The sequence below is a fragment of the Halorubrum lacusprofundi ATCC 49239 genome, from assembly GCF_000022205.1.
GTDB classification, from domain to species: domain Archaea; phylum Halobacteriota; class Halobacteria; order Halobacteriales; family Haloferacaceae; genus Halorubrum; species Halorubrum lacusprofundi.
Window position 1 is genome coordinate 361,326 of the sequence record NC_012028.1, and the last position, 15,721, is coordinate 377,046.

Sequence of the window (15,721 nt, forward strand, 5' to 3'; positions counted from 1 at the left end):
TGAGCAACTAATTTATAAACCGGTTTCGTAATATGTTACACCGTGCTCCGACGTATTGAACTTGAGGTCCTCTCCACAGTCGACCGTGGCGACACGATCTCCGAGCTCGCGATGAAGCTCGACCACAGCGAGAGCTACCTCTCTCGTGCCGTCGCCGACCTCGTCGAAAAGGGGGTCGTCTACACGGAACGCGACGGCCGGCGAAAACGAGTCGTTCCGTCGGATGCTCGCGCCGTCGAACGCTACCAGGACCTCGTCCGCCAGCACTCCCACATCGACTTCCCCGAACTGCTGACCGGGAAGGCGCTCGAGGTGCTGTACTACCTCGACCAGCCGCGAACTGTCTCCGAGATCGCTGACCGGAGCGACAACTACCGCAACACGGTCAACCGTGTCCTCAAGCGGTTTCGTGACCGTGGTCTCGTCGGGACGGCCGACGGCCACTACGAGTTCAACGCCGACTTCGACCGCCTCCACGAGTTTGCCCGTGAAATCGCACACCATCTGCACCGTCACCGCCTCGAAGCCGTTGCCCCGAAGGGCACGATTCTCTGGGAGGACTACGACGAATTCCTCGCCCAGGCCGAAACGGAGATCGATGCGGAGGCGTTCCACGAAACCGGCCTCGCTCGATTCGCGGCCTTCGACCTCCAGTTCCTGCTCACCGATCATCGCTACTACGTCTACTCCGAGGAACCCGACGCAGTCTCGCCGGCGGAGCTCTGCTGTCACACGCTGTTGATCGACGACGGCAGCCGTCACCGCTCGTACTGTCTCCTCCTGCTCAGCCACGTCGACATCGACGAAGAGGATCTCCGAGAGCAGGCGGTGAAGTATGGACTCGAAGACGTGATCGACGCGCTGCTCCAGTACCTCGAGACGCAGGGCGAGGTCGAGGACGACCGGCTTCTCGCGTGGTCGGAGTTCCAGAAGCTGGCGGGTGAGTACGAAATCGAACGGTGATCGAGTACTGAGACGAAGCTAGTTCTGTAAGGGTTACGCGTCGTCCGGGCGAGGGGAATTCTCGTACTTGACCATCTTCTCGGGCTTGTCAGAGATGGTCTCGTAGATCTGTTGGAGGGTTTCCTCCGCGGCGAGGAGATTGTGTTCGTCGAGGAAGGTCCGGCCCTCCTCTGTGAGGCCGTAGAACTTCCAGGGATACCCCTGCCGGCGCTGGTCATCGTCTAGAGCGACCTCCTTGACGATACCGGCGTCGATGAGCTTCTGAATGTGCTTGTAGACGGTGGCCTCGCTCACGCTGGGGTTGAGCTCCTCGAGCTCGTACATCGAGGGGAGCTGTTCGGGGTGCTGGAGGATGTTGTTGATCAGCGCGAACCGCGTCTGCTGAGTCACGAAGTGGACAAGTTCGCGGGATTCCATCTCCCCAGCAGTCCCCAGGTCGGTGCTCATACGACACAGTACACACCCTGGCGGCAAGTAGTTTACCCTTGAGTAAATCACTCTATAGTAATTCACACCGAATTAACCCGGTGATTTACTCCATAAATCATATCGCACGGCGCCGAGAGAGCCTGTATATGTCCGACGAAGAGCCGCCCGTCCCCGAGGAGGTCCTTACTAGTGCGAAGGACCAACTCAACGAGGAAGAGATCTCGCTGGCGGACAACGAGGAGATCCTCCACGCCCTGAGCGAACTGACTCCCGTCTACGAGAACGACCGCTCGTACTTCGTGCTGGGGAACTACGACCGGGAGCCGATCCGCCGGTTGAACCTCGTGATCGACCGACTCAACCGCCGGCAGGACGCCTACGCCTTCCGGATGGTCGACATCCGCGGCGAGTGGGACAATAGCATTCAGAAGTTCTGCCTGATCGGTGATATCGTGACCTACCTCGTCGGTGTCGCCGAGAAGGAACCGAGCGACTTCCTCGTCGAACAAGGGCTGCTCGTCGGCACGACCGAGTTCTTCGCGAAGAGCCACGTCCTCAAACGGGAGTACGAGGACGAGGAGCACCCCTTCGGCTGGATGCAGGACGGCGTCTTCGAGCTATTCGAGCGGGAGGGGCGGCTGTATCGCTGGCAGAACGAGGAGGAGCTCGCCGACGTGACGGAAGAACTCCCGTGACAGCGGTGGGATTGTGGCTATCTGCGTTAACCAACGCCAGCGATGAAACGGATGGTCTGTTGGTCAACCGAAATCAGTTCACGTCAGCCGGGAGTCGGCCATCTGGGCGGGGCACACGGCGTCGTTTGATCTCGTGGTCGACGCGACGTAGATGCTTGCAGCCACCCTCTGGTGAGCGCTGCTGCCAGTCGGGACAGGTACACGACTCGTCGACGACGTCGACTTCGTACCAATTACCGGACGCGGACTGGACCTCGTAGCGACCACCTTTCGAGAGGAGCGAGACGTCCATCGCTTCGTCGATGGCACGCTTCGTGCGTGGTTCGAGGTCATCCTGAGGCTGTGGATCATCGTCGACGACCAGCCGGTCGCGGACGTCGCCAGTCCGACCACCGTCTGGAGCGACGGCTTCCGCAGGGCTACTGAGCCGCTCGTGGAGCACTTCCTCCACCGGATGGCCTTCCGACCACAGGTAGTGGACCTCACGGCGCTCGCGATGGTCGTAGGAGCCGCACGCGGTTGCGCTCCCGGTCCACACTCGCCAGGTCCCGAGCGCGGCCATCACGTCGACGATGTCACGGGGAACCGTCTGGTGGTCGTCCGGGAAGAACACGCGGAAGCGGGTACACGCTTCCTGGGGCGGGACTGTTTCCCACCAGTCTTCGCTGGAGCCCCAACTGTCGAACATCGCCTCATCCTCCCCATACCCAACGGTTACGCCGTCGATCGGCGTCCAGTCCGACGGGAGGTGGTCCGCCTCTCTTTCGAGCACCCGGAGGACGGCGTATCGAAGGTATTCGTGGGCTTGGTTGTCCGCCGTTCGAGCGACCTGGTCGTGCTGCTCGGCGACGCGCTCGGCTTCCTTGAGAACCGTCGTGAGATAGCGGTCAGTCATGATTCGACGGAGGTCAGAATGCGCCTCCGCCCCTCGGCGGGCGCAGAAAAACTTAACCAACAGATTCATCGTATCACCTCTCTGCGTTGGTTAACTAGACTCGCCCTACTGCGGTCTTCTGGCAGTGACGAATTCGCTACGTTGTCTCTCCGCAGATACACTCGTGGCCCTGTCGAGACCGGCCAGTTACGTATGCGTGAAGTTCAGTGGCGAGTTCGTACATCGCGTCGGCACGCCCTGCGGAGGCAAGGCCGTCCTGATAGTAGGTCTTTGCGCGGTGGTCGCGCCAGAGATCCGCGAGGTCCGCGGCCATCGACTCCCCGAAGACACCGGCTGCTGCAGCCTCCCGATAGACACCAGGGTGGGTACCGGGGAGATCATCCGGCTGCATCGTGCCGCGCTCGAGGAGCCGAAATTCGACGGTGCGTTCAATTGCGACAAACGACGCCTCAATGACGAGCGTATAGTAGCTGGCATCCCGGAGGGCCTCGGCGCCGGCGAGCAAGCGACAGGCCTTCCGTAGCTGGAGCAGGGCGGCGTCCTCGACATCGAGCCCGGCTTCGATGTCCGTCGGACGGCGGTCGAATGCTGCTTGCACCTCGTCGATGAGGGCTTCGATGCGCGTACTACTCATCGGCGACGACCTCCTTGCGGATCTCGTCGAGGCGGTCGCTCCCGTATACTGTAATCCCCTCGGTGAAGATCTCGTGGAGCTTCGATCCGGCTCTCCCAGCGCTCTCTGCAGATTCGACGTACGGTTCGAACACGAATCGGTCACCGTCGAACCGCTCGGACTGGAGATCGGCGACGACGTCGGTTATCTGCCGGCGGGCTGTCGTCCGGTTGCCATCGACGACCACGAAGCAATCGATATCGCTCTGTCGGTCTGCCTCCCCCCGAGCGACGCTTCCAAAGATGACGATCCCAAGGAGGTCGTTGATGTCGTCGGCGTCGGCGGTCGTGGCTTGGACGCGGTCGACGAATGCTCGGATCGGCGCGTGGAATTCTGATTGAGAGATGCCAAGGATCGGGTCGTCCTTCTGGAGACGGTCTGGGTTGATCGCGATGTAGTTGCGTTGAGGCGTTTCTCGAATCTGGATGGCGTCGATACTGTCGAGGAGATCGACGGCCCGCCAGACCGTCGACCGAGTAACACCCGTGGCGTCGACGAGTTCAGGGATCGAGAACTCCGTGTCGTGGGCGTCGACGAGCAGGCGGAGGATGTCGTCCGCGGCGCCGATGCGAAAGACATCGGTGTCCGGGTCGGGATACGCATCGATACAGACCGTTATATCCTGTTTCGCCATTTCAGACACTATCTGATTTTGTGCAACGACCTATAAATAGATGGCGGCGTCACGCAGCAGGCTGCTTTGCGCTGCGAGTTAGCCGATTCAGCTAGGACTCCGTCGGCGCCAGCGTGTCCAGCTCGATATTGATGCGGACCCGGTACGTGCTGGCTGTCGACCCGGTCTCGGGACGCGTGGGGTCCAGCAGGGAATAGCCACTCGTGAACGACGCGACGAGCCCCTCTCGGGTGGGAAGGCCGATGCCAAGCTGGTCGGCGAGGTAGACGATCCGCTTGGTCGCGGCGCCGTTGTCGAGGCGCTCGAGATACTCGCCGACGGTTTCCCAGGAACAGCCTTGTTCGTCGGCGGCGCGCATTGCGCACGCGAGCTCGCGGATGCCGCCACAGAACCCGGGATGGTCAGCACAATCGACGAGGGTCTTCTCCAAGTCGCTGACCTGGATGGTGGTCCCCTCGATGGAGGTCGGCGTCGTGCCGAAGAACTTCCGGCCGGTGACCGTCGTGACGCGGTAGGGCACGCCGTGAATCTCCCGGCTCTGGGCCCGGGTTGGTGTCACGACGTAGACTGTCCGGGGAACCTGTTCGGTCAGCCCGTGGTGGCTGAGCGCGCTGTAGTAGCCGATGTACATTGGCTCGGCGACGTGGGCGGCGATGAGGTACTCATGGGTCGTGTACATGGACTTCTCGCCGGCCGCGAGCGGGACGATGAGGTATGTTCCCGGGAAGAGTCGGTCGAGCCATCCCTTCTCCGTGAGTCGGGACGCGATCTCCCGGGCGGCGTTCGGAGCGACCTCCAGGGTCGTCTCGATGTCGTCGACCGAGATGATCTGGTGGCCCTCAGCGGCAAGCCGCGAGAGGAGCCGACTTTCCCGAGTTGAGAGCCCCTGCCGATTACTTTGCGTTTGTTCTATGGTTCCCACACCTGCGTTTCGTACATAGAATATACAACCGTACCGACTTGAGTGTTGTACCACCGCTCGCTGACGGGCCCAACCCGGTTAACTAACGGAAGGAGATCACGGGGAAGAACGTTGGTTAAGAGTTACTCTCTCGCTTCGAGTGTGTCGATGACTTCCTGCGCCGACGTACTGATCCGTCCAAGCCGCTCGCGAACAACCTCGGGATCGTCCGACTCCCAGGCTGCGAGGTAGAACGCCGAGCCGCTGGTATCGAGTCCGCAGTACCGCCCGACGACGTACGCGACGGCTTCGGCCTCGACTTCGCGTTTCGACCGCTCGGTGTCGTCGTCGACGTCAAAGTGGAGCAGGGCGTGCGCGTACTCGTGAATCAGTGTCCGGGCGAGATCAGCGTCGTTCTTCCGACCCCGTACCTCGACACGCGGCTGCATATCGACGAGACTCAGTTGCTCGCAAATGCCCTTTGCCTCACCGTGGGTCCACTCGTCTGCTGGAATGATCTGCACCGTCACGCCGAGTTCATCCGAGGCGTCGGTCAGTTGACCAACGAGGTCGCCAGCGTCCCCAGTCGCCTCAGTGTCGAGGTCGGGGAGCGGTTCGCCCTCGGTCTGGGAGATGTCAAACACCGGTGCGGGCTTGAACCCGACCAGGCCCTCGGACCACTCCTCGGGTGGCGTCTCGTCGTACTCACAGTCGCTGCTCTTGTGGTAGCTCGGCGAGTTCTCGCACTCCGGACACTGGTTCGTGATGATTGGTGCCCAGATCCAGATAGCCGATTCGCCCTCCGTGACGTGGCGGTCGAACTCCTCCTGCCACGTCCGGTAGCCCGCCACCCGCGTTGCCTCGGGACACTGCCGCTTGATGAGGAGCGTGTTCCGGTAGGAGTAGTCGTGGAAGCGACTCTGGACGTCAAGCCACTCCTGGAACTCCGCGCTGGCCTGCGCGTCGTCGACGCCGGCGACGAGGTCGTCGATCCACTGTTCGATAGTGCTGTTCATCTCGTCTGATCGCGTGTCGGTCTGGTCAAAGGAGACCGACGAGTCACTGGTCGTAGCCATTGTATTCACCGAATCAAGTTCACGGCGACTGCGTCTGTTCAGACCGCGCCGCACCCCTCAGGGGCGTTCAAAAAACCGCTCTGTCGGTCAGCGGAGCTCGTGGCGTTCGTCCGCGAAGCCGACTGTGACGAGGTACTCGAGGAACTCGTCGAACCGCTCGACGTCGCTAGGCGTATCGGTCGCAAGGTGACGTGCCCACTCGATAGCCCATTGGAAGGCGGGGTCCGTGCCGCCCTTGCCGTGAATGTACCACCATCGGGCCGCTTTCAGCACGACCAGCGGATTCGTCGGCGGCTGCTCACCGGCGAGTCCACGGGTGATGGATTCGATTTCGTCGGGGACGTCGGCGGGATCGACCTCCGCTGATTGCGTGTTGTCGATATCGACCGGGATCTCGTCGATCGAGACGGTGTCGGGACTCTGTTGTTGACTCACTGGAAGTCACCTCTGAGAGCTTTCGAAGGAGCCCTCGCCCTCTCTGGGGGCACGAAAAACAGGTCGCGAAGTCACGCCGGGGGGAGGTAGACGCTCTGCTCGCCGGCGATCTCCTCCAGGTTGTTCCGGTGACGGTGGCTGAAGTAGCACTCGTAGCTGCAGTATCCACAGACTGCGCCAGTGTCGTATTCAGCGACGAAAGGGCCGCGACGTGTTCGCCAGACGTTTGCCTCGCATTCGGTGCAGGCGGCTTCCTCGAGATCGGCTGGGCTCGGCCCCCCGTACTCGATGTGTAACCCCGCGTCCTGTGGTGTCGTCTCGGGCCAGATCCCGTGGGACTTCCAGAACTCACGTATTCGAGCGAGACTATGGCGCACCGTCTTCCGAACGGTGACGTGATCGGCGTCGCGACCGCTGTCGTCCCAGCCGTCGGCCGTCCAGAACTCGCCGAACTGTGCGCCGCGATGGAGTCCGTTCCAGTCGACGCCCACGATGTCGGCTGGTGGATCGGCAGAGAGCGTCGGTCGGGTCAGCTGCTGGATGGCCTCGAGTTGCTTGGGTGGGCTCCCGCCGAGGATGTGGACGTGACGACCGCGCCAATCGGTCGGCTCGGAGAACTCGTGGGCCAACCGGTCGGCGTAGCCACGCGAATATCCGAGGACGATGTCATCGGGAACCGCGTCGATCACCGATCGTGACTTCGGGACGATAATGAGCTCGGCCTCGGGGTAGCTGGCCTGAATCTCGCGAGCAGCGGCGACATGGTCATCGACGTCGTCGCGTTCGTAGACATCGCCTATGACACCGACCCATGGTTCGTGCTCGAAGAACCGATCGACGAATCGATCCAGATTGGGGTTCCGGAAGTCGTTGTCGAGCATTCCGACGGGGATATTCAGGTCCTGATACTGGCTCTGCTGGTATCCACAGTCCTCTCGGAACCCGGGTAGGAATCCGACCTTATAGGCATCCAGGGTGAACGGCGCTCGATGGAGGAAGGCCACGACGTCGGCTTGTCTGGCGGCAGCGATTTCACTAGCCGTGTTGGAATTTGCACTCAGATCGAGGGACATGACTGGGCTTGCGAGGCCGCTGCTGGCCGCCCCGCATCCATTCAGGGGCTCGAAAAACCGGGACTACATTCTATTAACCAACAATTAGTGATACAACTCGGGATTGTTGGTTAAGACCGGAATCTACTCCTTGTCCTCACGGAGCTCCCTAGCCTTCCACTCGAGGCGTCGCAGAATATGCGTCCGGTTCTGGTTAGCATTCTCGTAGGCGACGCAGGCTCGGAGCGTCTCCATGTCGTGAATCGTCGCGATACCAGCGTTGATGAGTCGAGTGTTTAGCGGTTCAAGACGCTGTTCCGGTGTGAGACCGTCTGATTCGACGGATAGGTTTGACGAGTTGCTCACTTTTGTTCGCCTCCGCTCTCTCAAGGCGACAATAAACAGCGGCCAGGCCACTCCCGGTCGAAGACATTCCTTGTCAGAATCCCAAGTCAGTTTGGACGGTAATTCGCGTCAGTGTCGACGCTGTCGTACATGCGGCCGAGCATGTCGAGCGCCGACTGGAAGTGCGCGTAGTGCTCGTTTGCGAACGCCGCCGTTTCTTGGAGTGGGATGACGGGCCGTCCATCGACCATCTCGGCTTCGATCTGTGGCCGTAGCTCCAGAACAACCTGTATCGCACCATCGAAGTCGGTAGCGGGCTGGCGCTCTTCTGAAGTCGGGATTCCAAATCGATCGAAGAACGCCGTCCAAGCGTCGAGGTCGGATTCGTGGACGGCGATGAACAGCGGATAGTCCTCTGGGTCGCGAGCGACCTGGTAGCCACCGCGGGTCCAGACGTAGACCGCATCAATGGAAGTGAAGGCGTAGTCCATACTGGCGAACTGCGGGAGGACATACGCCTCCGCTATGGATGGCGGCGAGATGTTTGCTGACGCCGTCAGGAACTCGAGACCGACGTCTTGGATTGCCTGATCGACGAGATGGAGCCCATCGTCGTACGCGACGTATCCCGCCTCCTCGAGGCGATGCACGACGCGACGGATCGTCTCCCGGTTCTCGTCAATCTTCCGCGCGACGCCTGAGATGGAATCCTCCGGGTCAAGCGCGAGGACGACCTTGAGTTCCTTCTCACCGCACACTTCGTACATCCTTTGGTTACACAATTCTGTGCAATAGTCAAAAGAAGTACTATTCGTGTGGGTTAGCTGGCTGGATCTGGCGAGTGTCCTCAGCGAGGTCGTGGATATACTCGCGGAGGGTTTCCATATCCTCGCGGGCATCTTCGAGCGTCTTGCCCTTCACTTTGGCCGTGATCTTGTCTTGATCGCGGGTGCCGGTACCACGAGTGAGTTTGACGGTGAGTGAGACGCCGACATCGCTTCGCTCGACGTACTCGGTTGGTGCCTGACGCTCACGGTTCTGCGGCGATTCTGCGCTCGTACGAGGCTGCTGGGTGTGTTCTGACATTGATTGCTCTCTGTGATCGTTAGTTGACGGACGGTGCGACTGGATCGTCGACTATCTCACGAAGGACTGCATCTATCTCGCGGCCGGTGAGTCGCCAGCAGTCGTCGGGTCCTAAACTCTCTAGCTGGCTCACCACTTCGGTCTTGAACGCCTTGTACTCCGCAAGCGCCACCTCCTCATCGTCAGTGTAATCGAGCAGGAGGGCGAGTGCAAGTTGGGCCGGCCCGCTGCCACCATATCCCCATTCGAAGCCCGAAGGACTGTGATTCGCCAGCTCGAGACTCCGCTCTGGCGTGAGCTGTTCTTGGTCCGATTGCTTCTCGACGATGGCGCGGCCTCGACGACGGTAACCGACGTAGATGACGTCGGGATCAGCCGAGGTCCGTGCCTGTACGTGCGAGCGTGGGTCGCTGATTCCACTCATAGGTTGGTTCGCGGGAGGCTCGTTCGATCACCCCCGCACCCCTCTCGGGGGTTCAAAAACAACACGGGGCTGCGTTCGGCAACGTATTTGGCAGTTGCAACGTACTGTCCACATAATTCGGGATGGCTGTACTGGACGATCTCTCAGGGTTCGAGTTCGAGGACGTGATAGAGGACGTCTTCCGCAATCTCGGCTACGAGAACGTCCGCCAGGCCGACCGCACGGCTGACGAGGGTCGCGACGTCATCATGGAGGAGGTCGTCGACGGCACGCGGCGTGCGATCATCGTCGAGTGCAAGCACACGGGGACGGTCGGGCGCCCAGTCGTCCAGAAGCTCCACTCGGCGACCGCGACGTTCGACTTCGACGGCCCCAAACGCGGAATGGTCGTCACGACCGGCCGGTTTACGAACCCTGCTCGGGAGTACGCCGACCGCCTCCAACAAAACGATGATCCCTATCCTATCGAGCTGCTCGACGGCGAGGACCTCCGGGAGATCGCCGACGAGATCGGCCTCGACCTCTACAACGGTCGCATCGAGATTCTCTGCGACGAGACACTCCGCCCCTATGACCCGGCCGCCGACGTCGACGCACCCGTCGAAGAGGCGTTCCACGACATCGTCAACATCGAGGCCGCTGAACTCCCAGAACCACATTCGGCGGTGACGTTCCGCCCGGTGGTCGCGGTCACCGCCGACACGAACGCTGTCTTCGAGACGTCGGTGGGCGTCATCCACCGGATCAACGACCGGACTCGATTCGTTGCCCACGCCGAACGCGGGCAGCCGCAGGTCGTCAACGAGGACGTCACGACACTGGTCACCGAGAACCTCCACGCGACGGTCGAACTCGATACCGAGCAGTTCGCGGAGGTGTTCGACGACGTCGAGGAGAACCGGTTCGGCCAGACGCAGACCGAGTACAAAGAGTGGGCCGTCGAGCGGCTCCAGCAGCACCACACGACGACGGTCACCTACACCGGCGACAACAACGTCACCTACAACAAGACCTGCGAGCCGAACCGCTCGGATATCTCGGTCCAGTCGATCGAACCGGTGTACCTTCCTGAGGTTCGACAGACGACGGAACTCCAGGAGTACACCTACCCCTACGAGTACTACGCGGCAGGGCCGTCCAGAGTAACAGACGAGGACGGCATCCATCGGTGCGTCCACTGTGACACGAGCGGCGTCGATGAGACGTACACCTACTGTCCGAACTGCGGGGCCATCGCCTGCAACAGCCACACCAAAACGGAACGGTTGGAAGGCGAGCCGGTTTGTACTGGTTGTGCGGTCACCGAACGGTTCGCGCTGAAGATGAAGTACTTCTACGACGAGGACAACCTCGAGGCGTTCCGCGAGGAATACGCCGCAATGCCACTCCACGAGAAGGCGATGGAGAACAAGTTACTCGCTGGAGGGAGCGTGGTCGCGACGCTGCTGCTCGTCGTCGGCCTGCTCGTCATCGGCGGCATCATTTAGACCGGTCGCGTTCTCACGCCGGCTTAGCGACCAGCTCTTCGAGCGCGTGCTCTAGGGCTGTGGAACTGCCAAGTGGCTCGCTCGAAGGCCTCGTCGGTGGGGCCTCGAGAGCTTGTCGAGGAACACGAACGCTGCTGCCGTGTAGGCCGGTTCTCTCTCGGCGTGGGTCGCATCGAGCAGTTCCTTCAGCCGGATGAGATCCTGCAGGACGCTCGTCGGGTAGCCGTCCGAGCGTCGGTATACCTGTGCGACCCGGTCCGAATCGTTTGGTTCGTCATCCTGGTCGCCTCGTTGGACGAATCTGAGTTGACTTCGTGTCGACATCAAATACCGCCGGCGCAACAACAACCAGTCCTCAGAGAGGGTGTCGTGTGATGCCGTCAACGCCGCTCTCAGTCACACGGAGGAGCCACGTTGACGGGTTGTTGTCTTCTTTCCCACTATTGATTGGTGCTGGTGCTCCGGTAACAAGGACGGGCGTTTGGAACTCATCAAGCGTGCCCTGTTGACCGACGTGCATGTGTCCGGAGACGATGAGATCAATTTCAACGGAGGTTTGTTCAATAGCCTTCCGAAAATCTGCTCCCCTCTTTTGATGTATGTGGTACCCGTTTTCATTCCGGACGGGGTATGGAGTATCGTGGACGACCAATACATTCGCGTTTGAAAGTACTGATTGAACCGAGGCTTCGAGCGGTTCGCCCGGGAAGCTATCGTGACTGTAGTCGATTCCGAATAGCGTAACGTCTGTTTCCCCTACTGATTCTCCATTCTTCAAGAGACGCTCAATCTCTGACGTATCATTAGTTGCTCCATCAACTGTTCGACGGCTAGCAGGCTCATCGTGGTTCCCGTAGATGTAGTAGAACGGAATATTGAGCTCTGAGTTGAGAGCGTCTATCACAAAGGACCGGTCTGCCCCGATGGCAACGTGATCGAAAATGTCCCCGGCGTGGACAATGGCATCAGCGTCTAGGGTGTTGGCCTGATCCATTACCGCTTGGAAGCGATCACGAGCGTCGAGATCTTTAGCACCTTTTGCTTTCTTATCACGGCGACGATGCCGATAACCGACGTGAGTGTCGCCGACAATCAAGAGTCGCGTCGCGGTGTCATCGGCCGGACCGAGTTCAGTTACTGTCAGATCCTTCGTACTGTCGAGCTGGTAGTGTCGACTTCCACCCTGTGACCAGTACCTTCCTCGGACGTCTTCCAGTTCGTACCGGTGACCTTCGGTAAGCGAAAGGGAGAGAGAATGCGTCGACCAGATTTTAAGAGAGATTGTATGTCCGTCTGCATCCTCGACTGTAACTTCAAAATCGAGTTTGTTACTGCTGGAGGGCGAGACCTCTCGAACGAGGACTGTGATCGGATTAGAAAGACGGTCATTACGAGGGAGATCATCTCGAGTAAACATTAACTTCATAGACAGATGGCAGGACCGAGTACTTAATCGATGCGAGTATTCTCTGTGACTCAATTTTAGATTTGTAGCAGTGCTTCGCTAAGCCAAACGAGAGACCTCCGAAGGTTCCTCGACGTCGTCGAACTCACCACGTTCGACCGGCTCCCAGTCCTCATCTGGCTTCGGACTCCACCAGTCGACTTCATAGTCGCCTGGGGCACCGAGGACCTTCACCCGCGCCGACCCATCCGGAAGATCACGACGGAGTTTCTCGTCGACGTGGAGGTTCCACGTCGAATCGGTGTCGAAGCAGGCGAGGACGGCCTCCTCGTAGCCGCGTGTCTCCCGTGACTCTCGCAGTTTAACCTGCGTATTGCAGTTCTTGCAGAACATCCCCTCGAAGGGGATGTGACTGAATATCTCGTGCCCGCAGACCGGACACCAGAGGAACTCAAACAGTGCTTCGCTGTGGCGGTCGATGACTTCCAGACTCATCTGTGGATCTGGCCCGATTGAGACGGGCCATCCATTCCGGCCCAAAATAAACGTCACCGCAGATACGCTCACATCAATCAGCGCTCAGCGCCGTACACGATTCTCGAGGATGCTTCGTACCCACAGTTCCGGCACTCGAACCAGCGCTGAATCTTCGCACCGTCAGCCGTTTTCCCCCCGATTGCCACGTCGCTGTTCGGACACTCGGGACAACTCAGTTCGGGCGCTGGCCGTTTCCGGAGCTCATCACGGAACGATTTCGCGTCCTTCGTCTCGTACCCCCGCGACCACACTGGGTAGCCGTCGACGAGGATTACGCCACGCCACTTGTAGCGGTACGAATCCGGTGCTCGGTGTAAGACCGCCCGAGCGCCGGTCTCGGTATTCCGGTATGCGAGTGTGGGCGTGCGGCTCTCACGTCGCCAGTTGGTGATCCGGGGCATCTGTTAGAAGTGGACGTCGGCGGGCACGATCCAGAGCTCTTCACTCTCTTCAAGGAGTCGGTCCAGCTGTCCACGGTGGCGAATGCCGGTTCCGTGTTCGGTGTACAGAAAGATCGCCGGGCCGTCGTACGCGCCGACCTGGTGGAAGGCGTGCCGCGCGAGGTCCTCGTCGCGCATGATCTCCTCGTCGGAGAGCTCGTCGATGGCTTCCTTCACCCGGTCGAGATTTCGCTCGAACTCCTCTTTCGTCGCCTTCCAGCCACGCTCAAGCAGGTCTTGGCCGTCATCGGAGTTGACGGGGGCTGCAGTCGGCAACTCACCCCATCGCGCCTTCCCCGCAACGGACGTATCCTCCTCGTCGAACGTCACGTGGTAGTCGAAGACGGCGCCAGCGTGTGGGTCCGCGCCGACCAGGCGGTCGAACACCGTCTTTCCGGTGGATAGTGCTTCGTCTTCTGTCGATGCTTCTACCAGACTGTAAATGACCATGTGCATCTCGAACACCTCGAAGCGCCGACGCACCGGGAGTCGTTGCTCGCTCGCTCCTGCTGCGCCGGCACCCATCGCCGGCGCTCGAAAAACCCTAATCTAGCGGTCGATTCTTAGGACACGTTCGCTCGGTCGACTGTGATGGTCAGGTTTCCGGACTCGTAGTCAGCTTCGAAGTCGATGGTGAACGCATCCGAGTCGTACGCGGCGTGGTAGGCGCGGTGACGTTTGAGCGAGCCGGTCGCCTTGAAGTGGAAGAACGCAGCCGCCGTGTAGGGCTTGCTCTGCGTCTCGACTTGCGTTTCGACTGACGCCGGAAGTGCGATCTGTGGCGTGTCCGTGTCAATACTCGCAGCGAACTCCTTCGCTTCCTCGACGGTCGCTTGCGAATGTGCCGGTGTCTCGCCGGTCAACACGTTTACCGGTGTTTCCGTGCCGTCGGTAAACAGGACGTCTTTGAAGATGTGTGTCCCGAGGATCGCGTCGGGGTCTAACTCGCAATCGTCGAATGGATCGTCGTCTGGTTTCTCGGACATCAAATCACGAGCCTACAGAGGGGCTCGGTTCTCTCCGCCCCTGAAAAACAGCAACTGGTCGACGCAGTCCTGATCTATGAACGGTTCAGACTCGCCTTCTCGAAGGGTGATTCCCCGGTCGGAATGCGCAGCTCCTGTCGGTCTCCGACCCGCTCGGCGAGCTTCCGCTTCAGATACTGTCTCGCCGTCGACGGTGTGAAGACGCCTTTGTCGAGCATGTCTCCGACGACATCTTTGAAGGCCGCGAACTGCCCCTGCAGGTGGCCGTCGCCGACCGGCTCGCCGTCGTACCAGCGCACCGTCGCGAGCGCGCCATTCCCGACCGTCTCCCCCTGTTTGACTGTCTCCGATTCGTACTGTAGGCCGAACCACAGCGTCCGGTAGGCGGTCACCTCGAACGTCGTCGACACCACGAAGAACGCCTCGTGGTGGAGGTAGTCGAGGTGGTCAGCGACGATCTCGTCGAGGGTAAGCCCGGTGGCACGGGGCTTCGGCTCGACGACCGTCGACGGTCGATCCTCGTCGGCGAGGTAGCCGTCGACGGCGTCTGCCTCAAGGCCATCGGCTAGTTCAGCCAGCAGCTGTTTCGCCCACTTGGAGTCGGTGTCGTCGCCACCGAACGGCGACTCAGCAGAGATTCGGTGCTTGAGCTTCAGGTTCGCTGCGCCCCACTGGCTGTAGTGGAGCGTGTACTGTCCGTCTGTACGTTCGTACGCAACAAGTGCGCGGTGGCCCATTGAACAATCACCTCGTAGGACGACCCACGACTGGATCGCCCCGCACCCCTCCCGGGGGATGAACAACGCTACTCGTCGATCGGCTCGGGGGAACTGAGGTCAGCGTGGAGGACTTCGCCGTCGCGAACGACGTACCGCTTTGCGAGGACCGGGAATCGACACTTCGTATACCCGGTCGTTTGGATGTCGAACTCTTCGTCAGCTTCGAGGTGGTCGGCGAGTTCTCGCAAGAACTCGTGGGTCACGATACCGCCCTCGTAGTCCGGGAGGCCGTTCTCCCGCGCCTCGTACACCTCGAAGTCATCGTACCCCCAGATGGTGAGCTCTCCCTCTTCGGTAACCTCCCAATCGAGCGTCCCGAAGCAGTAGCTCTCACAGAGCTCGCGGACTGCCTGCGGATCCGATACGATCGCGCCGGTCGACGTCGTCGCAGCTTGCAGTGTCGCCATATCTGGACTTCACGGGGTCGCCCCCGCACCCCTGTCGGGGGCGAAAAACAGACGCGAGAGGTGCCTCCTGAG

The 15,721-nt window shown here is 60.5% G+C and carries 22 protein-coding genes and 1 pseudogene; 3 read left to right on the top strand and 20 right to left on the bottom strand.

Translation table 11 applies throughout. From position 1 onward, the window contains the following. The first annotated feature begins 42 nt into the window (after nt 1-42). Nucleotides 43-963: a MarR family transcriptional regulator gene (locus HLAC_RS15275; RefSeq protein ID WP_015911558.1), complete on the top strand. Its 921-nt coding sequence runs from the start codon at nt 43-45 to the stop codon at nt 961-963. Between the two features lie 33 nt (nt 964-996). Here HLAC_RS15275 and HLAC_RS15280 read toward each other — a convergent pair whose 3' ends face one another. Then, nucleotides 997-1,410, bottom strand: a complete 414-nt coding sequence (locus HLAC_RS15280) for a helix-turn-helix domain-containing protein (RefSeq protein ID WP_009762258.1) — start codon at nt 1,408-1,410, stop codon at nt 997-999. Between the two features lie 128 nt (nt 1,411-1,538). Here HLAC_RS15280 and HLAC_RS15285 point away from each other — a divergent pair, with 128 nt between their 5' ends. Beyond that, the gene (locus tag HLAC_RS15285) at nt 1,539-2,087 is read left to right on the top strand and encodes a DUF8170 family protein (protein ID WP_009762257.1); all 549 of its coding nucleotides are present in this window, start codon (nt 1,539-1,541) and stop codon (nt 2,085-2,087) included. Nucleotides 2,088-2,160: 73 nt separating this feature from the next. On the opposite strand, the gene HLAC_RS15290 is transcribed toward HLAC_RS15285, so the two are convergent. The 11 genes from HLAC_RS15290 to HLAC_RS15340 all read right to left on the bottom strand — a co-directional run bounded on the left by HLAC_RS15290 (nt 2,161) and on the right by HLAC_RS15340 (nt 9,608). Beyond that, nucleotides 2,161-2,982, bottom strand: coding sequence for a hypothetical protein (locus HLAC_RS15290; protein ID WP_014053341.1), 822 nt, complete (start codon nt 2,980-2,982; stop codon nt 2,161-2,163). Between the two features lie 136 nt (nt 2,983-3,118). After that, on the bottom strand, nt 3,119-3,616 hold the full coding sequence (locus tag HLAC_RS15295) for a DUF8154 family protein (RefSeq protein WP_009762214.1): 498 nt from the start codon (nt 3,614-3,616) through the stop codon (nt 3,119-3,121). Next, a complete protein-coding gene (locus tag HLAC_RS15300; protein ID WP_009762213.1) occupies nt 3,609-4,289 on the bottom strand; it encodes a nucleotidyltransferase domain-containing protein in 681 nt (226 codons plus the stop codon). The genes HLAC_RS15295 and HLAC_RS15300 overlap by 8 nt, the downstream gene beginning before the upstream one ends. Before the next feature lie 91 nt (nt 4,290-4,380). After that, the gene (locus tag HLAC_RS15305) at nt 4,381-5,211 is read right to left on the bottom strand and encodes a type IV toxin-antitoxin system AbiEi family antitoxin domain-containing protein (RefSeq protein WP_009762212.1); all 831 of its coding nucleotides are present in this window, start codon (nt 5,209-5,211) and stop codon (nt 4,381-4,383) included. A gap of 122 nt (nt 5,212-5,333) precedes the next feature. Then, nucleotides 5,334-6,266: an ArdC-like ssDNA-binding domain-containing protein gene (locus HLAC_RS15310; RefSeq protein ID WP_009762211.1), complete on the bottom strand. Its 933-nt coding sequence runs from the start codon at nt 6,264-6,266 to the stop codon at nt 5,334-5,336. 87 nt (nt 6,267-6,353) lie between these two features. Continuing rightward, nucleotides 6,354-6,701 (bottom strand): DUF8013 domain-containing protein, encoded by a 348-nt coding sequence (locus HLAC_RS15315; RefSeq protein ID WP_009762210.1) that lies wholly within the window; start codon nt 6,699-6,701, stop codon nt 6,354-6,356. Nucleotides 6,702-6,772: 71 nt separating this feature from the next. After that, nucleotides 6,773-7,774: a DUF6610 family protein gene (locus HLAC_RS15320; RefSeq protein WP_009762209.1), complete on the bottom strand. Its 1,002-nt coding sequence runs from the start codon at nt 7,772-7,774 to the stop codon at nt 6,773-6,775. Between the two features lie 123 nt (nt 7,775-7,897). After that, on the bottom strand, nt 7,898-8,119 hold the full coding sequence (locus tag HLAC_RS15325) for a DUF8129 domain-containing protein (protein ID WP_015911559.1): 222 nt from the start codon (nt 8,117-8,119) through the stop codon (nt 7,898-7,900). Nucleotides 8,120-8,205: 86 nt separating this feature from the next. After that, nucleotides 8,206-8,865, bottom strand: coding sequence for a helix-turn-helix domain containing protein (locus HLAC_RS15330; protein WP_009762207.1), 660 nt, complete (start codon nt 8,863-8,865; stop codon nt 8,206-8,208). 40 nt (nt 8,866-8,905) lie between these two features. Beyond that, a complete protein-coding gene (locus HLAC_RS15335) occupies nt 8,906-9,184 on the bottom strand; it encodes a DUF7389 domain-containing protein (RefSeq protein ID WP_009762206.1) in 279 nt (92 codons plus the stop codon). Nucleotides 9,185-9,203: 19 nt separating this feature from the next. Then, nucleotides 9,204-9,608, bottom strand: coding sequence for a DUF6166 domain-containing protein (locus HLAC_RS15340; RefSeq protein ID WP_015911560.1), 405 nt, complete (start codon nt 9,606-9,608; stop codon nt 9,204-9,206). 122 nt (nt 9,609-9,730) lie between these two features. Between HLAC_RS15340 and HLAC_RS15345 the strand changes: the two genes are divergently transcribed. Then, nucleotides 9,731-11,095, top strand: coding sequence for a restriction endonuclease (locus HLAC_RS15345; RefSeq protein ID WP_015911561.1), 1,365 nt, complete (start codon nt 9,731-9,733; stop codon nt 11,093-11,095). Between the two features lie 105 nt (nt 11,096-11,200). On the opposite strand, the pseudogene HLAC_RS20035 reads toward HLAC_RS15345, so the two are convergent. The 8 genes and pseudogenes from HLAC_RS20035 to HLAC_RS15385 form a co-directional block, all read right to left on the bottom strand. Next, nucleotides 11,201-11,419, bottom strand: a pseudogene (locus tag HLAC_RS20035) (hypothetical protein); the annotation flags it as partial. Nucleotides 11,420-11,450: 31 nt separating this feature from the next. Then, entirely contained in the window at nt 11,451-12,521 is a 1,071-nt protein-coding gene (locus HLAC_RS15355) for a metallophosphoesterase family protein (RefSeq protein WP_009762203.1), read from the bottom strand. Between the two features lie 78 nt (nt 12,522-12,599). Next, a complete protein-coding gene (locus tag HLAC_RS15360; protein WP_015911562.1) occupies nt 12,600-12,995 on the bottom strand; it encodes a DUF7567 family protein in 396 nt (131 codons plus the stop codon). A 77-nt stretch (nt 12,996-13,072) separates the two neighbouring features. Next, nucleotides 13,073-13,438: a DUF7568 family protein gene (locus tag HLAC_RS15365; protein WP_009762201.1), complete on the bottom strand. Its 366-nt coding sequence runs from the start codon at nt 13,436-13,438 to the stop codon at nt 13,073-13,075. Nucleotides 13,439-13,441: 3 nt separating this feature from the next. Then, nucleotides 13,442-13,933, bottom strand: a complete 492-nt coding sequence (locus HLAC_RS15370) for a DUF7995 family protein (protein WP_015911563.1) — start codon at nt 13,931-13,933, stop codon at nt 13,442-13,444. 107 nt (nt 13,934-14,040) lie between these two features. Then, entirely contained in the window at nt 14,041-14,463 is a 423-nt protein-coding gene (locus tag HLAC_RS15375; RefSeq protein WP_009762199.1) for a DUF8025 family protein, read from the bottom strand. Nucleotides 14,464-14,537: 74 nt separating this feature from the next. Further along, nucleotides 14,538-15,200 carry a DUF6735 family protein gene (locus HLAC_RS15380; protein ID WP_009762198.1) on the bottom strand — a complete coding sequence of 221 codons (663 nt, stop codon included), beginning with the start codon at nt 15,198-15,200 and terminating at the stop codon, nt 14,538-14,540. A 68-nt stretch (nt 15,201-15,268) separates the two neighbouring features. Continuing rightward, nucleotides 15,269-15,649: a hypothetical protein gene (locus HLAC_RS15385; RefSeq protein WP_009762197.1), complete on the bottom strand. Its 381-nt coding sequence runs from the start codon at nt 15,647-15,649 to the stop codon at nt 15,269-15,271. Nucleotides 15,650-15,721 lie beyond the last annotated feature (72 nt).